This is a genomic window from Chenggangzhangella methanolivorans, assembly GCF_042648545.1.
Taxonomy (GTDB): Bacteria; Pseudomonadota; Alphaproteobacteria; order Rhizobiales; family Methylopilaceae; genus Methylopila; species Methylopila methanolivorans.
In genome coordinates this window covers 83,548-97,718 of sequence record NZ_JBHRXS010000003.1, presented here as the reverse complement: position 1 = coordinate 97,718, position 14,171 = coordinate 83,548, and the positions used below count along the sequence as shown (strand labels likewise).

The 14,171-nt window shown below is 69.2% G+C and carries 13 protein-coding genes; 12 read left to right on the top strand and 1 reads right to left on the bottom strand.

Annotation, left to right across the window (positions count from 1 at the left end; genetic code table 11):
- The first annotated feature begins 129 nt into the window (after positions 1-129).
- Positions 130-1,428 carry an MFS transporter gene (gene tcuC, locus ACFOWB_RS00835; RefSeq protein ID WP_261401753.1) on the top strand — a complete coding sequence of 433 codons (1,299 nt, stop codon included), beginning with the start codon at positions 130-132 and terminating at the stop codon, positions 1,426-1,428.
- Here tcuC and ACFOWB_RS00830 read toward each other — a convergent pair.
- Complete coding sequence (locus tag ACFOWB_RS00830; protein ID WP_261401754.1) at positions 1,425-2,048, bottom strand: YqgE/AlgH family protein; 624 nt, start codon at positions 2,046-2,048, stop codon at positions 1,425-1,427. The genes tcuC and ACFOWB_RS00830 overlap by 4 nt on opposite strands.
- A gap of 125 nt (positions 2,049-2,173) precedes the next feature.
- Between ACFOWB_RS00830 and ACFOWB_RS00825 the strand changes: the two genes are divergently transcribed.
- From ACFOWB_RS00825 to ACFOWB_RS00775, 11 genes are all read left to right on the top strand, one after another.
- Positions 2,174-3,022 (top strand): protein-disulfide reductase DsbD domain-containing protein, encoded by an 849-nt coding sequence (locus tag ACFOWB_RS00825; RefSeq protein WP_261401755.1) that lies wholly within the window; start codon positions 2,174-2,176, stop codon positions 3,020-3,022.
- Between the two features lie 70 nt (positions 3,023-3,092).
- A complete protein-coding gene (locus ACFOWB_RS00820) occupies positions 3,093-3,578 on the top strand; it encodes a peroxiredoxin (protein WP_261401756.1) in 486 nt (161 codons plus the stop codon).
- A gap of 306 nt (positions 3,579-3,884) precedes the next feature.
- The gene (locus ACFOWB_RS00815) at positions 3,885-4,088 is read left to right on the top strand and encodes a hypothetical protein (RefSeq protein WP_261401757.1); all 204 of its coding nucleotides are present in this window, start codon (positions 3,885-3,887) and stop codon (positions 4,086-4,088) included.
- 295 nt (positions 4,089-4,383) lie between these two features.
- Positions 4,384-4,635, top strand: a complete 252-nt coding sequence (locus tag ACFOWB_RS00810) for a hypothetical protein (RefSeq protein ID WP_378145148.1) — start codon at positions 4,384-4,386, stop codon at positions 4,633-4,635.
- Between the two features lie 816 nt (positions 4,636-5,451).
- On the top strand, positions 5,452-6,357 hold the full coding sequence (locus ACFOWB_RS00805; protein WP_378145146.1) for a DNA repair protein: 906 nt from the start codon (positions 5,452-5,454) through the stop codon (positions 6,355-6,357).
- A gap of 13 nt (positions 6,358-6,370) precedes the next feature.
- On the top strand, positions 6,371-7,810 hold the full coding sequence (locus ACFOWB_RS00800) for a DinB/UmuC family translesion DNA polymerase (protein WP_378146054.1): 1,440 nt from the start codon (positions 6,371-6,373) through the stop codon (positions 7,808-7,810).
- The gene (locus ACFOWB_RS00795) at positions 7,807-11,118 is read left to right on the top strand and encodes an error-prone DNA polymerase (RefSeq protein ID WP_378145144.1); all 3,312 of its coding nucleotides are present in this window, start codon (positions 7,807-7,809) and stop codon (positions 11,116-11,118) included. Before ACFOWB_RS00800 ends, ACFOWB_RS00795 begins: the two co-directional genes overlap by 4 nt.
- Before the next feature lie 113 nt (positions 11,119-11,231).
- Positions 11,232-11,420 carry a YegP family protein gene (locus tag ACFOWB_RS00790; protein WP_261401762.1) on the top strand — a complete coding sequence of 63 codons (189 nt, stop codon included), beginning with the start codon at positions 11,232-11,234 and terminating at the stop codon, positions 11,418-11,420.
- A 56-nt stretch (positions 11,421-11,476) separates the two neighbouring features.
- Complete coding sequence (locus ACFOWB_RS00785) at positions 11,477-12,625, top strand: DNA cytosine methyltransferase (protein ID WP_261401763.1); 1,149 nt, start codon at positions 11,477-11,479, stop codon at positions 12,623-12,625.
- A gap of 5 nt (positions 12,626-12,630) precedes the next feature.
- Entirely contained in the window at positions 12,631-13,062 is a 432-nt protein-coding gene (locus ACFOWB_RS00780) for a very short patch repair endonuclease (RefSeq protein ID WP_261401764.1), read from the top strand.
- A gap of 51 nt (positions 13,063-13,113) precedes the next feature.
- A complete protein-coding gene (locus tag ACFOWB_RS00775; protein ID WP_261401765.1) occupies positions 13,114-14,163 on the top strand; it encodes a sensor domain-containing diguanylate cyclase in 1,050 nt (349 codons plus the stop codon).
- Positions 14,164-14,171 lie beyond the last annotated feature (8 nt).

Sequence of the window (14,171 nt, the reverse complement as noted above, 5' to 3'; positions counted from 1 at the left end):
CGGTTTTTCTGGACGCGCGTCGACCATCCCCTAAGTCACGCCTCTGTGATCGGCGCTCGCATGATCATGGGCCGACGAGCCTGCGCAAGGCGTTGACCCGTGCCCGGCGGGCCACGCAAGAGGTCGTCCATGTCGGCAAGCGACGCCAGCCCGAAGTCTCGGGCCGCCACCGTGCTTCGCGTCACGAGCGGCAACTTCCTCGAGATGTTCGATTTCTTTCTCTACGGCTTCTACGCGAAGTACATCGCCGGCGCCTTTTTTCCCGCCGACAGCGAGTTCGCCTCGCTGATGCTGACGCTGGTGATCTTCGGCGCCGGCTTCCTGATGCGTCCGCTCGGCGCGATCTTTCTCGGCGCCTATGTCGATCGGGTCGGGCGGCGAAAGGGCCTGATCGTCACGCTCGCCATCATGGCGGCCGGCACGGTGCTGATCGCCTTCGTGCCGGGCTACCAGACCATCGGCCTCGCGGCCCCGATCCTCGTGCTCGTCGGCCGTCTGCTGCAGGGATTTTCGGCCGGCGTGGAACTCGGCGGCGTGTCGGTCTATCTCGCCGAGATGTCGACGCCCGGCAACAAGGGGTTTTACGTCTCGTGGCAGTCCGCCAGCCAGCAGGTCGCGACCGTCGCGGCGGCCGCCCTCGGCTTTGGTCTCGGGAAGCTGCTCGCGCCCGACGACCTCGCGTCCTGGGGCTGGCGCATCCCCTTCGTAATCGGCTGCGCGATCGTGCCGTTCCTGTTCGTCCTGCGCCGCTCGCTGGAGGAGACCGAAGAATTCGCCCGCCGCAGCCATCGTCCGAGCGCCGGCGAGATCTACCGCACGCTCGCGGCGAATTGGCGGATCGTGCTCGCCGGCATGGCCATGGTGATGATGACGACCGTCTCGTTCTATCTCATCACCGCCTACACCCCGACGTTCGGCGAGCGGGAGCTGAAGCTCGACCGCTCGGCGGTGCTGATCGTGACGATCTGCGTCGGCGTCTCGAATTTCGTCTGGCTGCCGATCTGGGGCGCTGTCTCTGATCGTGTCGGCCGCAAGCCGATCCTTCTCGCCTTCACGGCGCTCACCATGCTCACCGCCTATCCGGCGCTGCGCTGGCTCGTGGCCGAGCCGAGCTTTCTGCGCCTGCTCGAGGTCGAGCTGTGGCTGTCGTTCCTCTACGCCTCCTACAACGGCGCGATGGTGGTGGCGCTGACGGAGCTCGTCCCCGCCCATGTGCGCGCCTCGGGCTTCTCGCTCGCCTACAGCCTCGCGACGACGCTCGGGGGCTTCTCGCTCGCGATCTCCACTTGGATGATCGAGGCGACGGGCGACAAAGCGGCGCCGGGGATCTGGATGTCGTTCGCCGCGCTTTGCGGCTTCGTGTCGACGCTGTTTCTGTTCCGGCGGAAGCCGGAGGCCGAACCCGAAGGGGCGGCTGCGCGGGCCTAGGAGTGCCCCGCCTCGGTCGACAGTTTGCCGAGGTCGATGCCGATCTTGGCGAGCGCCCGCTCGTATTTCGAATCCGGCTCGCCGTCGAAGACGAGGCTGCGGTCGGCGGGCACGTTGAGCCAGCCGTTCGCCTGGATCTCGGTCTCGAGCTGACCTGGCGCCCAGCCGGCGTAGCCGAGCGCGAGGATCGCGCTCTGCGGCCCGTCGCCGCGCGCGATCGCCTTCAGGATGTCGAGCGTCGCCGTAAGGCAGATGCCGTCGTCGATCGGCAGCGTCGAGTCCTCGATCATGAAGTCGGCAGAGTGCAGCACGAAGCCGCGCCCGCTTTCGACCGGCCCGCCGCGCAGCACCTGGATCGCCTCGGCGCCGTCCGGCAGGCGGATCTCCTCGCCCTCCGTGATCACGTCAAGCTGCACCAGAAGGTCCGGAAAGCTGATGTGCGGCGCGGGCTTGTTGACCACGATGCCCATCGCGCCTTCGGAGGAATGCGCGCACACATAGATGACCGTCCGCGCGAAGCGGTCGTCCTCCATGGTCGGCATCGCCACCAGCACCTGACCGTCGAGATATCCCGAGCGGTCCTTCTTTTCGGTCAGATGTTTGCGGATCACCGGAGCCATGGGCTGAAGATTATGGGCGGCCGGCGGTTTTTGAAAGTCGTATCGCGCGCAATCAGACGCTGCGGGGCGCCGCTCACGTCGCTTTGCTTTGGCGAACGGTCCGTCGCCGCTATCCTCGCACGACCATGATCCGTTTCCTGGCCGCCGCGCTCGTCGCGCTTTCGCCCCTGCCGGCCGTCGCCGAGAACGCGTCGCCCTGGGCGCGCGAAGGCGCGGCGGCGCTGCGCCTGATCGACGCCGGGCCGCTGGAGGCGGAACGCGCGGACGCCGCCCCCGGAGAGCGTCTCGCGGCGATCTCCATCGCGCTTGACCCCGGCTGGAAGACCTACTGGCGCCAGCCCGGCGCGAGCGGCGTTCCTCCGCGGTTCGATTTCTCGGGGTCGAAAAACGTCGCCGAGGCCAGGGTCGCGTTTCCCGCGCCCGAGCGGGCCGACGACGGCGACGGCGTCACCAACGTCTATCATGGCGAGGTGACGTTCCCCGTGACGGTGCGGCCCAAGGATCCTGCTGCGCCCGTGGAGCTCAGGCTCGTCGCCGACTACGGCGTCTGCGAGATGGTCTGCGTGCCAGTGAGGGCCGAGGCGGAGCTCGAGCTCACCGCCGCCACGACCGGCGCGGAGACCGAGCCGGTCCGCGCCGCCCAGGCCGCGACGCCCAAGCCGCTTGCGCTCGGCGCGCCGGAGCCGCTCGCCGTCGCCTCCGTTGCCCGCGCCTCCGCGAGCGGCGGCGCGGCGCTCGAGATCGCGGTGGCGTCGCCCGAAGGCGCGCGGCCTGAGCTTTTCGCGGAAACCGGCGACGGCGACTTCGCGCCGGCTCCCGAACTGCTCGCCGCGCCGAAGAGCGGACGGGCGACGTTCCGCATGGCGTTCGACGAGCCTGAACTGCCGAAGAGCGGCCTGCGCCTCACGCTTTCGGCCGGCGGGCGCGCGATCGAGACCCCGGTCGCCCTCGACGACATCGCCAGGACGCCTTAAGTCTCGCGGCGCAACGCCTTGCATGGGCAGGAGCATCCCGCCCGTCGCAGTTTCCGGAGACACAAGCCTCATGACGATCGAGGTCGGCGCGCGCCTTCCCAACACCACCTTCCGTCGCCTTGGCGACAACGGTCCCGAGACCGTGATGACCGAGGACGTATTCGCCGGCAAGAAAGCCGTGCTGTTCGCGGTTCCCGGCGCCTTCACGCCCACCTGCCACCGCAACCACCTGCCGGGCTATCTGAACAATCTCGACGCGCTCGCGGCCAAGGGCGTCGAGGTCGTGGCGGTCACCGCCGTGAACGACCCCTTCGTGATGAACGCCTGGGCCGAAGCGACCGGGGCCAAGGGCAAGCTCACCTTCCTGTCGGACGGCAACGGCGACTTCGCCAAGGCGATCGGGCTCGACCTCGACGCTTCGGGCGGCGGTCTGGGCCTGCGCTCCAAGCGCTACGCCATGGTGCTGGACGACATGGTGGTGACGCATCTCGCGATCGAGGACTCGCCTGGCAAGGCCGATCTCTCGACCGCGGAAAAGACCCTCGAGGCGCTCTGATCGCGGGCTCGGCTCGTCCTTCGGAACAGCCGAGCCCCTTCAAAAGGATTCCCCGGAGAGGGTTTTATCCCCGGGGCCGACGCCCTAGGCTACTGGGCGGGAATGGCTCTCCGCAGTGCGCTTCCTTGGAAGCGAGAGGGGCGGCGCGGTCATTTCCGGCTGATCCCGTCGCGCCGCCAGCCGGCTGGCGCGACGGGACGGCTCCGCCCCACGTCTGCGCGGGTTGCGGACGACATACTAAGTAGTAGTACTTACTGTATGCTCGCTATGGTGGACGGCGACAAATGGCGCGCCACCTGATAGCGCATGACCTATGTCATCACCTACGGCCCGCTAGGCATGGCCAGGGAAGTCTCGTGCGAGACGGCCGTGGAGGCGCTGGAGACGCTGACGGAGCTTGCCCAGAAGGGCGAGCCGGGCGTGATGGTCTCGAGCTTCCAGACCGAAGCCGAGGCAATGGATGCTTTGCGGGTCCTTGCGGCCAGGGAACGGTCGCCAGACGAGCGTTAGGACGCCTTCGGCGAGCCTGTTCCGAACGGCCGATCGCTCACGCGTATGATGATCGCGCTGAGTTCGAGAGCGCTTTCTGGATCAATCGCGGAACCAAACGCTCGCTCGCGCGTCTAGCGTCTGAAACGTACCTCCCCGATGCGTTTCGCCTAACGGCAAGCCCGGCGCGCTCCCCCGACGCGTCGGGCTTTTGCTTTCGCGATTCCCATGTCGAAGGGAGCGCGCGTCCGGCGAAGCCGCGGATACGCGTTTTTGCGTATACCGCAAATTGAATGTCAGCCATGATGCAATCGTCATGGTAAACGCTACGACTTTGGTCGTATCTCGCGCCATGGCATACGTGATCACATACATCGGCGCCCGGGGCGACGTCGAACTGGCGTGCGAAACGGCCGATGAGGCCTTGCCGGTTCTGCGGGAGCTTCTCGAACGAAAGGCCGCCGGGATTCTCGTCGCAAGCTACGAAACCGGCCTGGAGGCCGAGGAGACGCTTCGCATCCTCGTCGATCACCGCAGGGGGGTCGTGGAGCGGATCGGCGTGGCCTGAAGGATCGGAAAATCGGCGAGGCGACGGCTATTCGTCCGATGATATCCGTTCGACGTTCGGGCTAAAGCCTTGTGCGCCAGTGGACCAGAACGTTCTGGAATGTTCCCGGACGTGCGATCGAAGCGCGCCGAGCGAAAATCTCATAAATATAATCTCAGGTTGAGTTTGGCGTTCGTTTGAGACGCGCCCTTATTCTGTCCATTCCAAGCGGCGCTGGGAGACATCTTGCCGTTGCAGCCGCTGTTCGGCCTTGGCTTTGAGGTCGATGTCGCTCGCCCTAAGCGCGAAGTCGCCATACGCTCGGCCCGTGGAGCCATGAGGGTGATGGGGAGGGGTAAGATGGGCGATTGCTGTCGTGGTTGCGTTGGGGCTGTCGGCGGGGAGTGGTTTGCTCCCTCAGCAATCGCAGGCCGCCAAGCCTACGTATCGATCGCGCCAAGACGGTTTTGTACAAAACGTTCGGGAAAGCGGATTTCCGAGCGTGGGAGTCCAGCGCCAGCTGCAATGTCAACGGCGGCGCGATGACCGTGCAGTTTTTTCCTAAGTAACGGACGAAACAGGCCGCCCTGCCATCGGGAACGGTCAGGCCATGTCTTCCTGTGCGCAACCGGCTTGTGCACAGGCTATGCACTGCTCGTCACGGTGGCGGCGTAAATTTCCGAAAATCCCAGGAGGCTGAGTCCTGAGCGATTTTCAGGGGCCGGCTTTATGCCCAGGGGCGTCCCCTGCCTGCGGCGGCTTGACTCACCTTTCCGTCGCTTCGTAAAAGAACAAAACAGGAACTTAAGGTCAACAGACAGCAGCGAGGCGGCGCCCATGGGCGAGGCGGCGGAGACGCTTGCGGCCCTGCGGGAGGCGGTCGCCCGCGTCGAGGGGCGCGAGGCGGACGCGCGCGGCCCGCGGGTCGCGCTCGGCGTCGGCGAGATCGACGCCGCGCTCGGAGGCGGGCTGAGGCGCGGCGCGCTGCATGTGGTGGCGGCCGCCTCGCCGGCCGCCGCGGGGGCCGCCACCGGGTTCGTGGGCGCGCTTGCGGCTCTGGCCGCGGGGACAAAGGGAGCGGTGCTGTGGATCAGGCAGGACATGGCGGCGCGCGAGAGCGGCGAGATCTGGGCTCCAGGTTTCGCGACGCTCGGCCTCGATCCCGCACGGCTCGTCCTGCTGAGGGCGCCGGACGTCGCCGCGGCGCTGAAGGCGGCGGAGGCCGGGCTTTCCTCCGCCGCGGTCGCGGCCGTGGTGATCGAGCCCTTCGGCGCGATCCAGGGCTTCGACCGGATCGCGGGCCGCAGGCTCGCGCTTGCGGCGGGACGGTCGGGCGCGCTCGGGGTCATGCTGCGCCTTGCGCCGCAGCCGGGGGCGCCAGCCGGGCTTTCGGCCGCCGAGACGCGCTGGCGCCTTTCCCCGCTCTCCTCCGCCTGGGGGGCGGCTGGAGCCCGCGCGGCCGCCGCGCGGACGGAGGCTTGGGCGGAGGCGCTGGAGGGCTGGGGGCGCCCGCTCGCGCGCGCCGAGCTTACGCGCAACCGGTTCGGCGGGGTCGGGCGCTGGCCGCTCGCCTGGGGGTTCGATGACGGGCTCTTCCGCCTTGCCGAGCGGCGCCTCGGCGCCCTCGACCCGGACGTCCGGCGCGACGCCGCAGCGGCGGCGGATCCTCGCGATCGCGCTGCCGGACCTGCCGATCGACCGGCTGCGGCGCCAGGAGCGGGCGGCCTGCGCAGAGCCGGATGAGCGGCCCTTCGCGGTGGTCGAGCGGGTCGGGGCGGCGCTGCGGCTGCTCGCCGTCGACGCGGCTGCGCGCAAGCGCGGCTGCGCGCCCGGCATGGCGTTCGCCGAGGCGCGCGCGGTCTGTCCGACCTTGCGCGCCGCGCCCGCCGACGTCCACGAGGACGAACGTCTCCTCAAGGCCCTCGCGGACTGGTGCGACCGCTACACCCCGCTTGTCGCGCTCGATCCGCCGCGCGGCCTGCTGCTCGACGTCTCGGGCTGCGGGGCGCTGTTCGGCGGCGAGGAGAGCCTCGTAGAAGGCCTGGTCGAGGCGCTGGGCTCCCACGGCTTCGCCTGCCGCGTCGCGGTGGCGGACGCGGCGGGGCCGGCCCGCGCGCTCGCCTGGTTCACGCAAGGCGGCGTCGCGCCCGCAGGCTCGAGCCGCGATCTCGTGGCGCGGCTGCCGGTGGTCGCGCTCGGCCTCGACGAGGCGCAAAGGACCGCGCTGCTGCGCGCGGGGCTGAAGACGATCGGCGCGACGGCGGCGCGCGGGCGGGGCGAGCTTGCGGCGCGGTTCGGCGCGAAGATGGTCGCGACGCTCGACCGGACGCTCGGCCATGACGACCCGCCGGTCTCGCCCTTGCGGCCGGCCCCGCGGCTGATGGTCGAGCGGCGTTTCGCCGAGCCGATCGCGACCGTCGAGGCGGCGCTTGCGGCCCTCGCCGCGTTGGCGGACGCGCTGTGCGGCAGGCTCGAGGCCGCGGGGCTTGGGCTCATGGGCGCCGAGGCCGCGTTCTTCCGCGCAGACGGAAGGGTGACGCGCGTCGCGCTTGGCGTCGGCGCCCCGAGCCGCGATCCGCGCCTGCTGCTGCGTCTCTTCCGCGAGCGGCTCGACGCGCTCGCCGATCCGCTCGATCCGGGCTTCGGCTATGATCTTCTGCGCCTCTCCGCGCAGACCGCCGAACCGCTCGTCGAGACCGTTCGCAGCTTCGACGAAGGCGCGGCCGCGCGGGCCGAACTCGCTGAACTCGTCGACCGGCTCGCCGCCCGCCATGGCCGCGCGCGCGTCGTCGGAATTCGGGCCGTCGACGCGCACCGGCCGGAACGGCAGGCGCGGTTCGAGCCTGCGCAGACCGGCGGCTTCTCGGAAGCCGCGCAAGCTTTTGAGCGCGACGATGGCCCGCCGCGCCGCCCGCTGCGCCTGTTTCCTGCGCCGGAGCCTATCGAGGTGGTGGCCGAGGCCCCGGACGGCCCGCCGGCGCGCTTCGTCTGGCGGCGCGCATCCCACTCCGTGCTGCGCGCCGAAGGGCCGGAGCGCATCGCGCTCGAGTGGTGGCGGCCCGGCGGCGCCAAGCCCACGCGCGACTATTTTCGCGTCGAGGACGAGGCCGGCGCGCGCTTCTGGATTTTTCGCGACGGCCTGTTCGGCCGCGAGATCGAGCATCCGCGCTGGTTCTTGCACGGGCTGTTCGCGTGAACGCCTTCGCCGAGGTCGCGGCTGCGACCGCCTTCTCGTTCCTGCGTTCAGGCTCGCGGCCGGAAGACTATGTCGTGGCCGCGTCTTTCATGGGGCTGTCGGCGCTTGGGATCGCGGACCGCAACTCGGTGGCGGGCGTGGTGCGGGCCTATGCGACGCTGAAGAACCCGGAGCTGCCCAATGTTCCGAAGCTGCTCGCCGGCGCCAGGCTCGTGTTCGAGGACGGGGCGCCCGACGTCGTGGTCCATCCGCGCGACCGCGACGCCTGGGGGCGGCTCTGCCGGCTGATCACGCTTGGCAAGAACCGGACGGAGAAGGGAGATTGCCGGCTAAATTTTGAGGATCTGCTTCAGTGGAGCGAGGGCCTGCTCGCGGTCGTCATGCCTCCCGCTCGGCCGGGCGCGGAAACGCGCAAGGCGCTGGAGGCGCTGCACGAGGCGCGCCAGGGCTCTGTCTGGCTTGGCGCCGACATGCCCCGCCGCGGCGACGACGCCCGCCGCCTCGGCGCGCTGAAGAGCCTCGCCGCCCGCATCGGCGCTCCGCTGCTCGCCACCAACCAGCCGCTTTATCACGCACCGGACCGTCGCCCGCTGCAGGATGTCGTCACCTGTATCCGCCAGGGCCTCTCGATCGAGGCCGCGGGCCGCCTGCTGGAAGTGAACGCCGAGCGGCACCTGAAGGGCGCGGTCGAGATGGCGCGGCTGTTCCGCGACGCGCCCGAGGCGCTCGCCGAGACGCTGCGGTTTTCGGAGCGGGTCGTCTTCAGTCTCGAAGACCTTCGTTACAACTATCCGCACGAGCCAGTGCCTGCCGGCAAGACGGCTCACGGCCATCTGCGCGATCTCGTGCGGGCCGGCATCGCCAAGCATTATCCGGACGGCGCGCCGCGCAAGGTTCTGGACACGATCGCCAAGGAACTGGCCTTCATCAAGAAAAAGGAGATCGCGCACTACTTCCTGACTGTCCATGACATCGTCTTCTTCGCAAGAGGCGAAGGCATCCTCTGTCAGGGGCGCGGTTCGGCTGCGAATTCTGCGGTCTGCTACGTGCTCGGCGTCACCGCGGTCGATCCGGCCGAGACAGACGTGCTGTTCGAGCGCTTCCTGTCGGAAGAGCGCGATGAGCCGCCCGACATCGACGTCGACTTCGAGCACGAGCGGCGCGAAGAGGTGATCCAGCACATTTATGGCCGCTACGGCCGCCACCGCGCGGCGCTCGCCGCGACCGTCATCCACTATAAGCCGCGCAGCGCGATCCGCGAGGTCGGCAAGGTCTTCGGGCTGACCGAGGACGTCACCGCGGCGCTCGCCAACACCGTCTGGGGCTCATGGGGCTCTGGCCTCACCCGCGATCAGGTGCGCCAGGCCGGCCTCGACCCGGACAATCCGGACCTTGCCCGAGTGGTGGCGATCGCCACGGAGCTCGTCGGCTTCCCGCGCCACCTCTCCCAGCACGTCGGCGGCTTCGTGCTGACAGATGACCGGCTCGACGAAAGCGTGCCGATCGGCCCTGCGGCGATGGGGGAGCGGCACTTCATCGAATGGGACAAGGACGATCTCGACAGGCTCAACATGATGAAGGTCGACGTGCTCGCGCTCGGCATGCTGACCTGCATCCGCAAGGCCTTCGACCTCATCGCGCTGCACGGCGGGAAGCGGCTGGAGCTCGCCGACGTGCCGAAGGATCAGCCGCAGGTCTACGAGATGCTCTCGCGAGGAGACTCGCTCGGCGTGTTCCAGGTCGAGAGCCGGGCGCAGATGAACATGCTGCCGCGGCTTCGGCCGAAGGAGTTCTATGACCTCGTCATCGAGGTCGCGATCGTGCGGCCGGGCCCGATCCAGGGCGACATGGTGCACCCCTATCTGAAGGCTCGGAAGAACCCGGGAGCGGTCGTCTATCCGCAGCCTGGGTCCCCTCATGATCCTGACGAGCTTAAAAAGGTTCTGGAGAAGACTCTCGGGGTGCCGCTGTTCCAGGAGCAGGCAATGAGGGTCGCCATGGTGGCGGCGAAATTTTCAGGCGAAGAAGCCAATGCGCTCCGACGCTCGATGGCGACCTTCAGGCATGTCGGCGGGGTTGAGAAATTCTTCGACAAACTGGTCGGGCGCATGGTGGAGCGCGGCTACGATCCGGACTTCGCCCGGCGCTGCTTCAAGCAGATCGAGGGCTTCGGCTCCTATGGGTTTCCCGAGAGCCATGCGGCGAGCTTCGCCAAGCTCGTCTATGTCTCCTCGTGGCTCAAATGCTTCCATCCGGCCGCCTTCGCCTGCGCGCTGCTGAACTCCCAGCCGATGGGCTTCTACTCCTCCGCGGAGATCGTCCGCGACGCCCGCGAGCACGGCGTCGAGGTTTTCGGCGCGGACGTCACGGCGAGTTGCTGGGACAATGTGCTGGAGCACGGCGAGCGTGGCCTCGCGCTTCGGCTCGGCTTTCGCCAGATCGAGGGATTTCGGGAGGAGTGGGCCGAGGCTTTGGCGGAGGGGAGGGAAGACGAAGACGGCGCAATGTCTTCGATACCCTCTGCCCTTGTGGGAGACGGTAGCCAAATCTCCACCTTCATCGAAGACCTCCGCCGCCGCGCGCGACTGCCCAAGGCCGCGTTCGTAAAGCTCGCGGACGCCGACGCGTTCCGCTCCATCGGGCTGGACCGGCGCGCCGCGCTCTGGGAGGTGCGGCGGCTGCCCGACGACGTCGCGCTGCCGCTGTTTGCGGCCGCGGACGCGCGCGATCTCGGACGCGAAAGCGCCGCGCCGCTGCCCGAGATGCCGCTCTCCGAGCACGTCGTCGCCGACTACCAGACCACGCGGCTCTCGCTCAAAGGCCACCCGATGCAGTTCCTGCGCGCGATGTTTGCGGCCGAGGGCGCCGTGTCCTGCAGCGAGCTCGGCCAGGCCCGCGACGGGCGGCGCCTCAAGGCCGCGGGCGTCGTGCTCGTGCGCCAGAAGCCCGGCAGCGCCAAGGGCGTGGTGTTCATGACGATCGCCGACGAGACCGGGATCGCCAACGCCGTGATGTGGCCCTCTGTGACCAAGGCGTTCCGCAAGGAGGTGATGGGCGCGCGGCTGATCGAGATCTCCGGTCGCGTCCAGCGGAGCCCCGAGGGCATCGTGCATCTCGTCGCGGAGAGGCTGGTCGACCGCACGATTGAGCTGTCGCGGCTGTCCGAGCGCGAGCTCAAGCCGCCGATCGCTCGCGCAGACCATGTGAAGCACCCGCTGCCCGACTCCACGCTGTCCGATCGGGCTCATTCGCCGCGCGTGCATCCGCGCGACGTGCGCATTCTGCCGAAATCGCGCGATTTCCACTGATCCTGACGCCGTTCCGCTTGGCGCTTGCATGTCATTCGACTTAGCCTGCCGACGCGACGCCTCGCGGACAGACCCGCGAGGCCAAGATCGGTCAGGAAGGCGAGGACGAGGCGATGGCGTACAAGTTCGAAGTCTACAAGGACAAGGCCGGCGAATTCCGTTTCCGTTTCATCGCCTCCAACGGCGAGAAGATGTTCGGCTCGGAAGGCTACAAGGCCAAGGCCTCCGCCATGAAGGCGATCGAGTCGATCAAGAAGAACGCCCCCGAGGCGACCGTCGAGGACGACACCAAGGAAAGCTGAGATCTGCGCGCCGGCGCCTCTTGGGCGAACGACCCCGACGCTCCCCAGAGAAACCCATGACGCGGTTCTCCTTCTACGAGTTCTTCGCCGGCGGCGGCATGGTGCGGGCGGGGCTCGGGTCCTCATGGACCTGCGCCTTCGCCAATGACATATCGCCGGCGAAGGCCCGCGCCTATCGCGCCAATTTCGGCGGCGAAGAGCTTTGGGTCGGCGACGTCCACGAGGTCGCGGCCGCGCAGCTTCCCGGCCGCGCCGACCTCGCCTGGGGCTCGTTTCCCTGCCAGGACCTGTCGCTCGCCGGCGCCAAGGCCGGCCTCTCGGCCCGGCGCTCCGGCGCGTTCTGGGGTTTTATGGGCGCGGTCCGAGCGCTCCGAACAGAGGGGCGGGCTCCAAGACTGCTTGCGCTCGAGAACGTCTGCGGCGCGCTCACCTCACGCGGCGGGCGCGATTTCTCCGCGATCTGCGACGCGCTGTCGGAGGCCGGCTACCGCTTCGGCGCGCTGGTGGTCGACGCGGCGCTGTTCGTGCCGCAGTCCCGGCCGCGTCTCTTCATCGTGGCGGTGGACCGGGACGTCGAGATCCCCGCGACCTTGCTCGCCTCCCACCCGCAGCCGCGATGGAGCCCCCGCGCGCTTCTCGCAGCCCATGAGGCGCTCGACGGCCCCGCGCGCGACGACGCTCTCTGGTGGAGCCTTCCAGCCCCCCGCGTGAACGTTCCCCCGCTCGATGCCGTCATCGAGCGCGAGCCGGCCGACGTCGCCTGGCGCGCCGACGCCGAGACCGAGCGGCTGGTCTCGCTGATGGCCCCGCTGCACCGGGCGCGGCTTGAGGCTTTCGCCGCCACCGGCCGCCGCCATGTCGGCGCAGTCTACCGCCGCATCCGGCCGGACGGGCAGGGCGGCAAGGTCCAGCGCGCCGAGGTCCGGTTCGACGGACTCGCCGGGTGCCTGCGCACGCCCGCCGGCGGCTCCAGCCGGCAGGAGATCGTCGAGGTCGAGGGCGGTCGCATCCGCTCGCGCCTCTTGTCAGGGCGCGAGGCCGCCCGGCTGATGGGCCTCGACGACGCCTACGAGCTCCCCGCCCGCTACAACGAGGCCTACCGGCTCGCCGGCGACGGCGTCGCGGTCCCGGTGGTGCGGTTCCTCGCCAAGGAACTGTTCGAGCCGCTGCTCGGGCGCGCGGCGGCCGCGCGGCTCGCCGGCTGACGGGCGTGACCGATCCCGCGCGCTCGGCCGTGATGCGCGCGGTCAAGGGCCGCGACACCAAGCCCGAGATGAAGGTGCGCCGCGCCGCCCACGCGCTCGGCTATCGCTTCCGCCTCTATCGCAAGGACCTGCCGGGCAGCCCCGACCTCGTCTTTCCGCGCTTCAAGACCGCAGTCTTCGTCCATGGCTGCTTCTGGCACGGCCATGACTGTCCGCGCGGGGCGCGGGCTCCCAAGACCAACGCCGACTACTGGCGCGCCAAGATCGCCCGCAACGTCGCGCGCGACGCCCGCGTGCGCGGCGAGCTCGGGGACCTCGGCTGGACCGTCATGACGATCTGGGAATGCGAGCTGAAGGACGCGCAGGCGCTCCGCGACCGCCTGACCCTCGGCCTCGGCGCGCCCGGCGATTTGAAGGCGCGCCGAAAGCCTTCGTAAAGGCCGGTATGGGACCGTCCGTCTCGTCGAAGGAAAGGCCGAGGACTGCGAATGAACCCGAAACTGCCGGACCATCCGACAGGAGCGGTTTGCGACGCGCCGGCGCCGGGCGTGGCGGAGTTGCAGCGCCTGGCCGCGCTGATGCGCTACGACATCATCGACACGCCACCCGAAGAGCGCTTCGACCGCATCACGCGGCTCGCCCAGAAGATCTTCCGGACCTCGATGGTCACCATCAGCCTGCTGGACGCGCGCCGGCAGTGGTTCAAGTCGCGCATCGGCGTCGCCGTCGAGGAGACGCCGCGCGAACCGGCCTTCTGCAACGTCACGATCCAGCGCGCCGAGCCGCTCGTGGTCGAGGACGCGGCCAAAGACCCGATGTTCGCCAACAACGCCTTCGTGACGGGCGAGCCCTATCTGCGCTTCTACGCCGGCGCGCCGCTGATCACGCCCGAGGGGCATGCGCTCGGCGCGTTCTGCGTGCTCGACCGCACGCCGCGCCGGTTCAATCCTCAGGAGCGCGAGATTCTCGTCGACCTCGCCGAGCTCGTCGTCGCCGAGATGAACCTGCGCCAGATCGCCAATGTCGACGCGCTGACGGGCGCGCTGTCGCGGCGGGCGTTCCGAGAGGAGGCTGAGCGGGCCATGGGGCTTGCGGCGCGGCACGGCCATCCGCTCTCTGTGCTCACCTTCGACCTCGACCGCTTCAAGTCCGTCAACGACACCCACGGGCACGCCGTCGGCGACGCGGTGCTGCAGCGCTCGGTCTCCGCCAGCATGCGGCGGCTTCGGCGGTCCGACGCCGTTGGCCGGCTCGGCGGCGAGGAGTTCGCGGTTCTGCTTCCCCATGTCGACGAGCCCGCGGCCCTCAAGGTCGCCAACGCGTTGCGGCGCTCGATCGCCGCCGAGACGTTCGAGACCGAGACGACGACGTTCGGCGTCACCGCGAGCTTCGGCCTCGCGACGTTCCGGACCGGAATGGATCTCGACGACATGCTGAAGGCCGCCGACGGGGCGCTCTACCTCGCCAAGGCGATGGGCCGCGACCGCTGCGTCGTCGCCGAGGCGTCGCGTCTCCAGAAGCGGGGCAAGGCGGCCTGACGGGCGCC

Bases quoted from the DNA above. Each gene is read 5' to 3' on its own strand.
- tcuC (WP_261401753.1), top strand. From the start codon at position 130: ATGTCGGCAAGCGACGCCAGCCCGAAGTCTCGGGCCGCCACCGTGCTT.
- ACFOWB_RS00830 (WP_261401754.1), bottom strand. From the start codon at position 2,048: ATGGCTCCGGTGATCCGCAAACATCTGACCGAAAAGAAGGACCGCTCG.
- ACFOWB_RS00825 (WP_261401755.1), top strand. From the start codon at position 2,174: ATGATCCGTTTCCTGGCCGCCGCGCTCGTCGCGCTTTCGCCCCTGCCG.
- ACFOWB_RS00820 (WP_261401756.1), top strand. From the start codon at position 3,093: ATGACGATCGAGGTCGGCGCGCGCCTTCCCAACACCACCTTCCGTCGC.
- ACFOWB_RS00815 (WP_261401757.1), top strand. From the start codon at position 3,885: ATGACCTATGTCATCACCTACGGCCCGCTAGGCATGGCCAGGGAAGTC.
- ACFOWB_RS00810 (WP_378145148.1), top strand. From the start codon at position 4,384: ATGGTAAACGCTACGACTTTGGTCGTATCTCGCGCCATGGCATACGTG.
- ACFOWB_RS00805 (WP_378145146.1), top strand. From the start codon at position 5,452: ATGGGCGAGGCGGCGGAGACGCTTGCGGCCCTGCGGGAGGCGGTCGCC.
- ACFOWB_RS00790 (WP_261401762.1), top strand. From the start codon at position 11,232: ATGGCGTACAAGTTCGAAGTCTACAAGGACAAGGCCGGCGAATTCCGT.
- ACFOWB_RS00785 (WP_261401763.1), top strand. From the start codon at position 11,477: ATGACGCGGTTCTCCTTCTACGAGTTCTTCGCCGGCGGCGGCATGGTG.
- ACFOWB_RS00775 (WP_261401765.1), top strand. From the start codon at position 13,114: ATGAACCCGAAACTGCCGGACCATCCGACAGGAGCGGTTTGCGACGCG.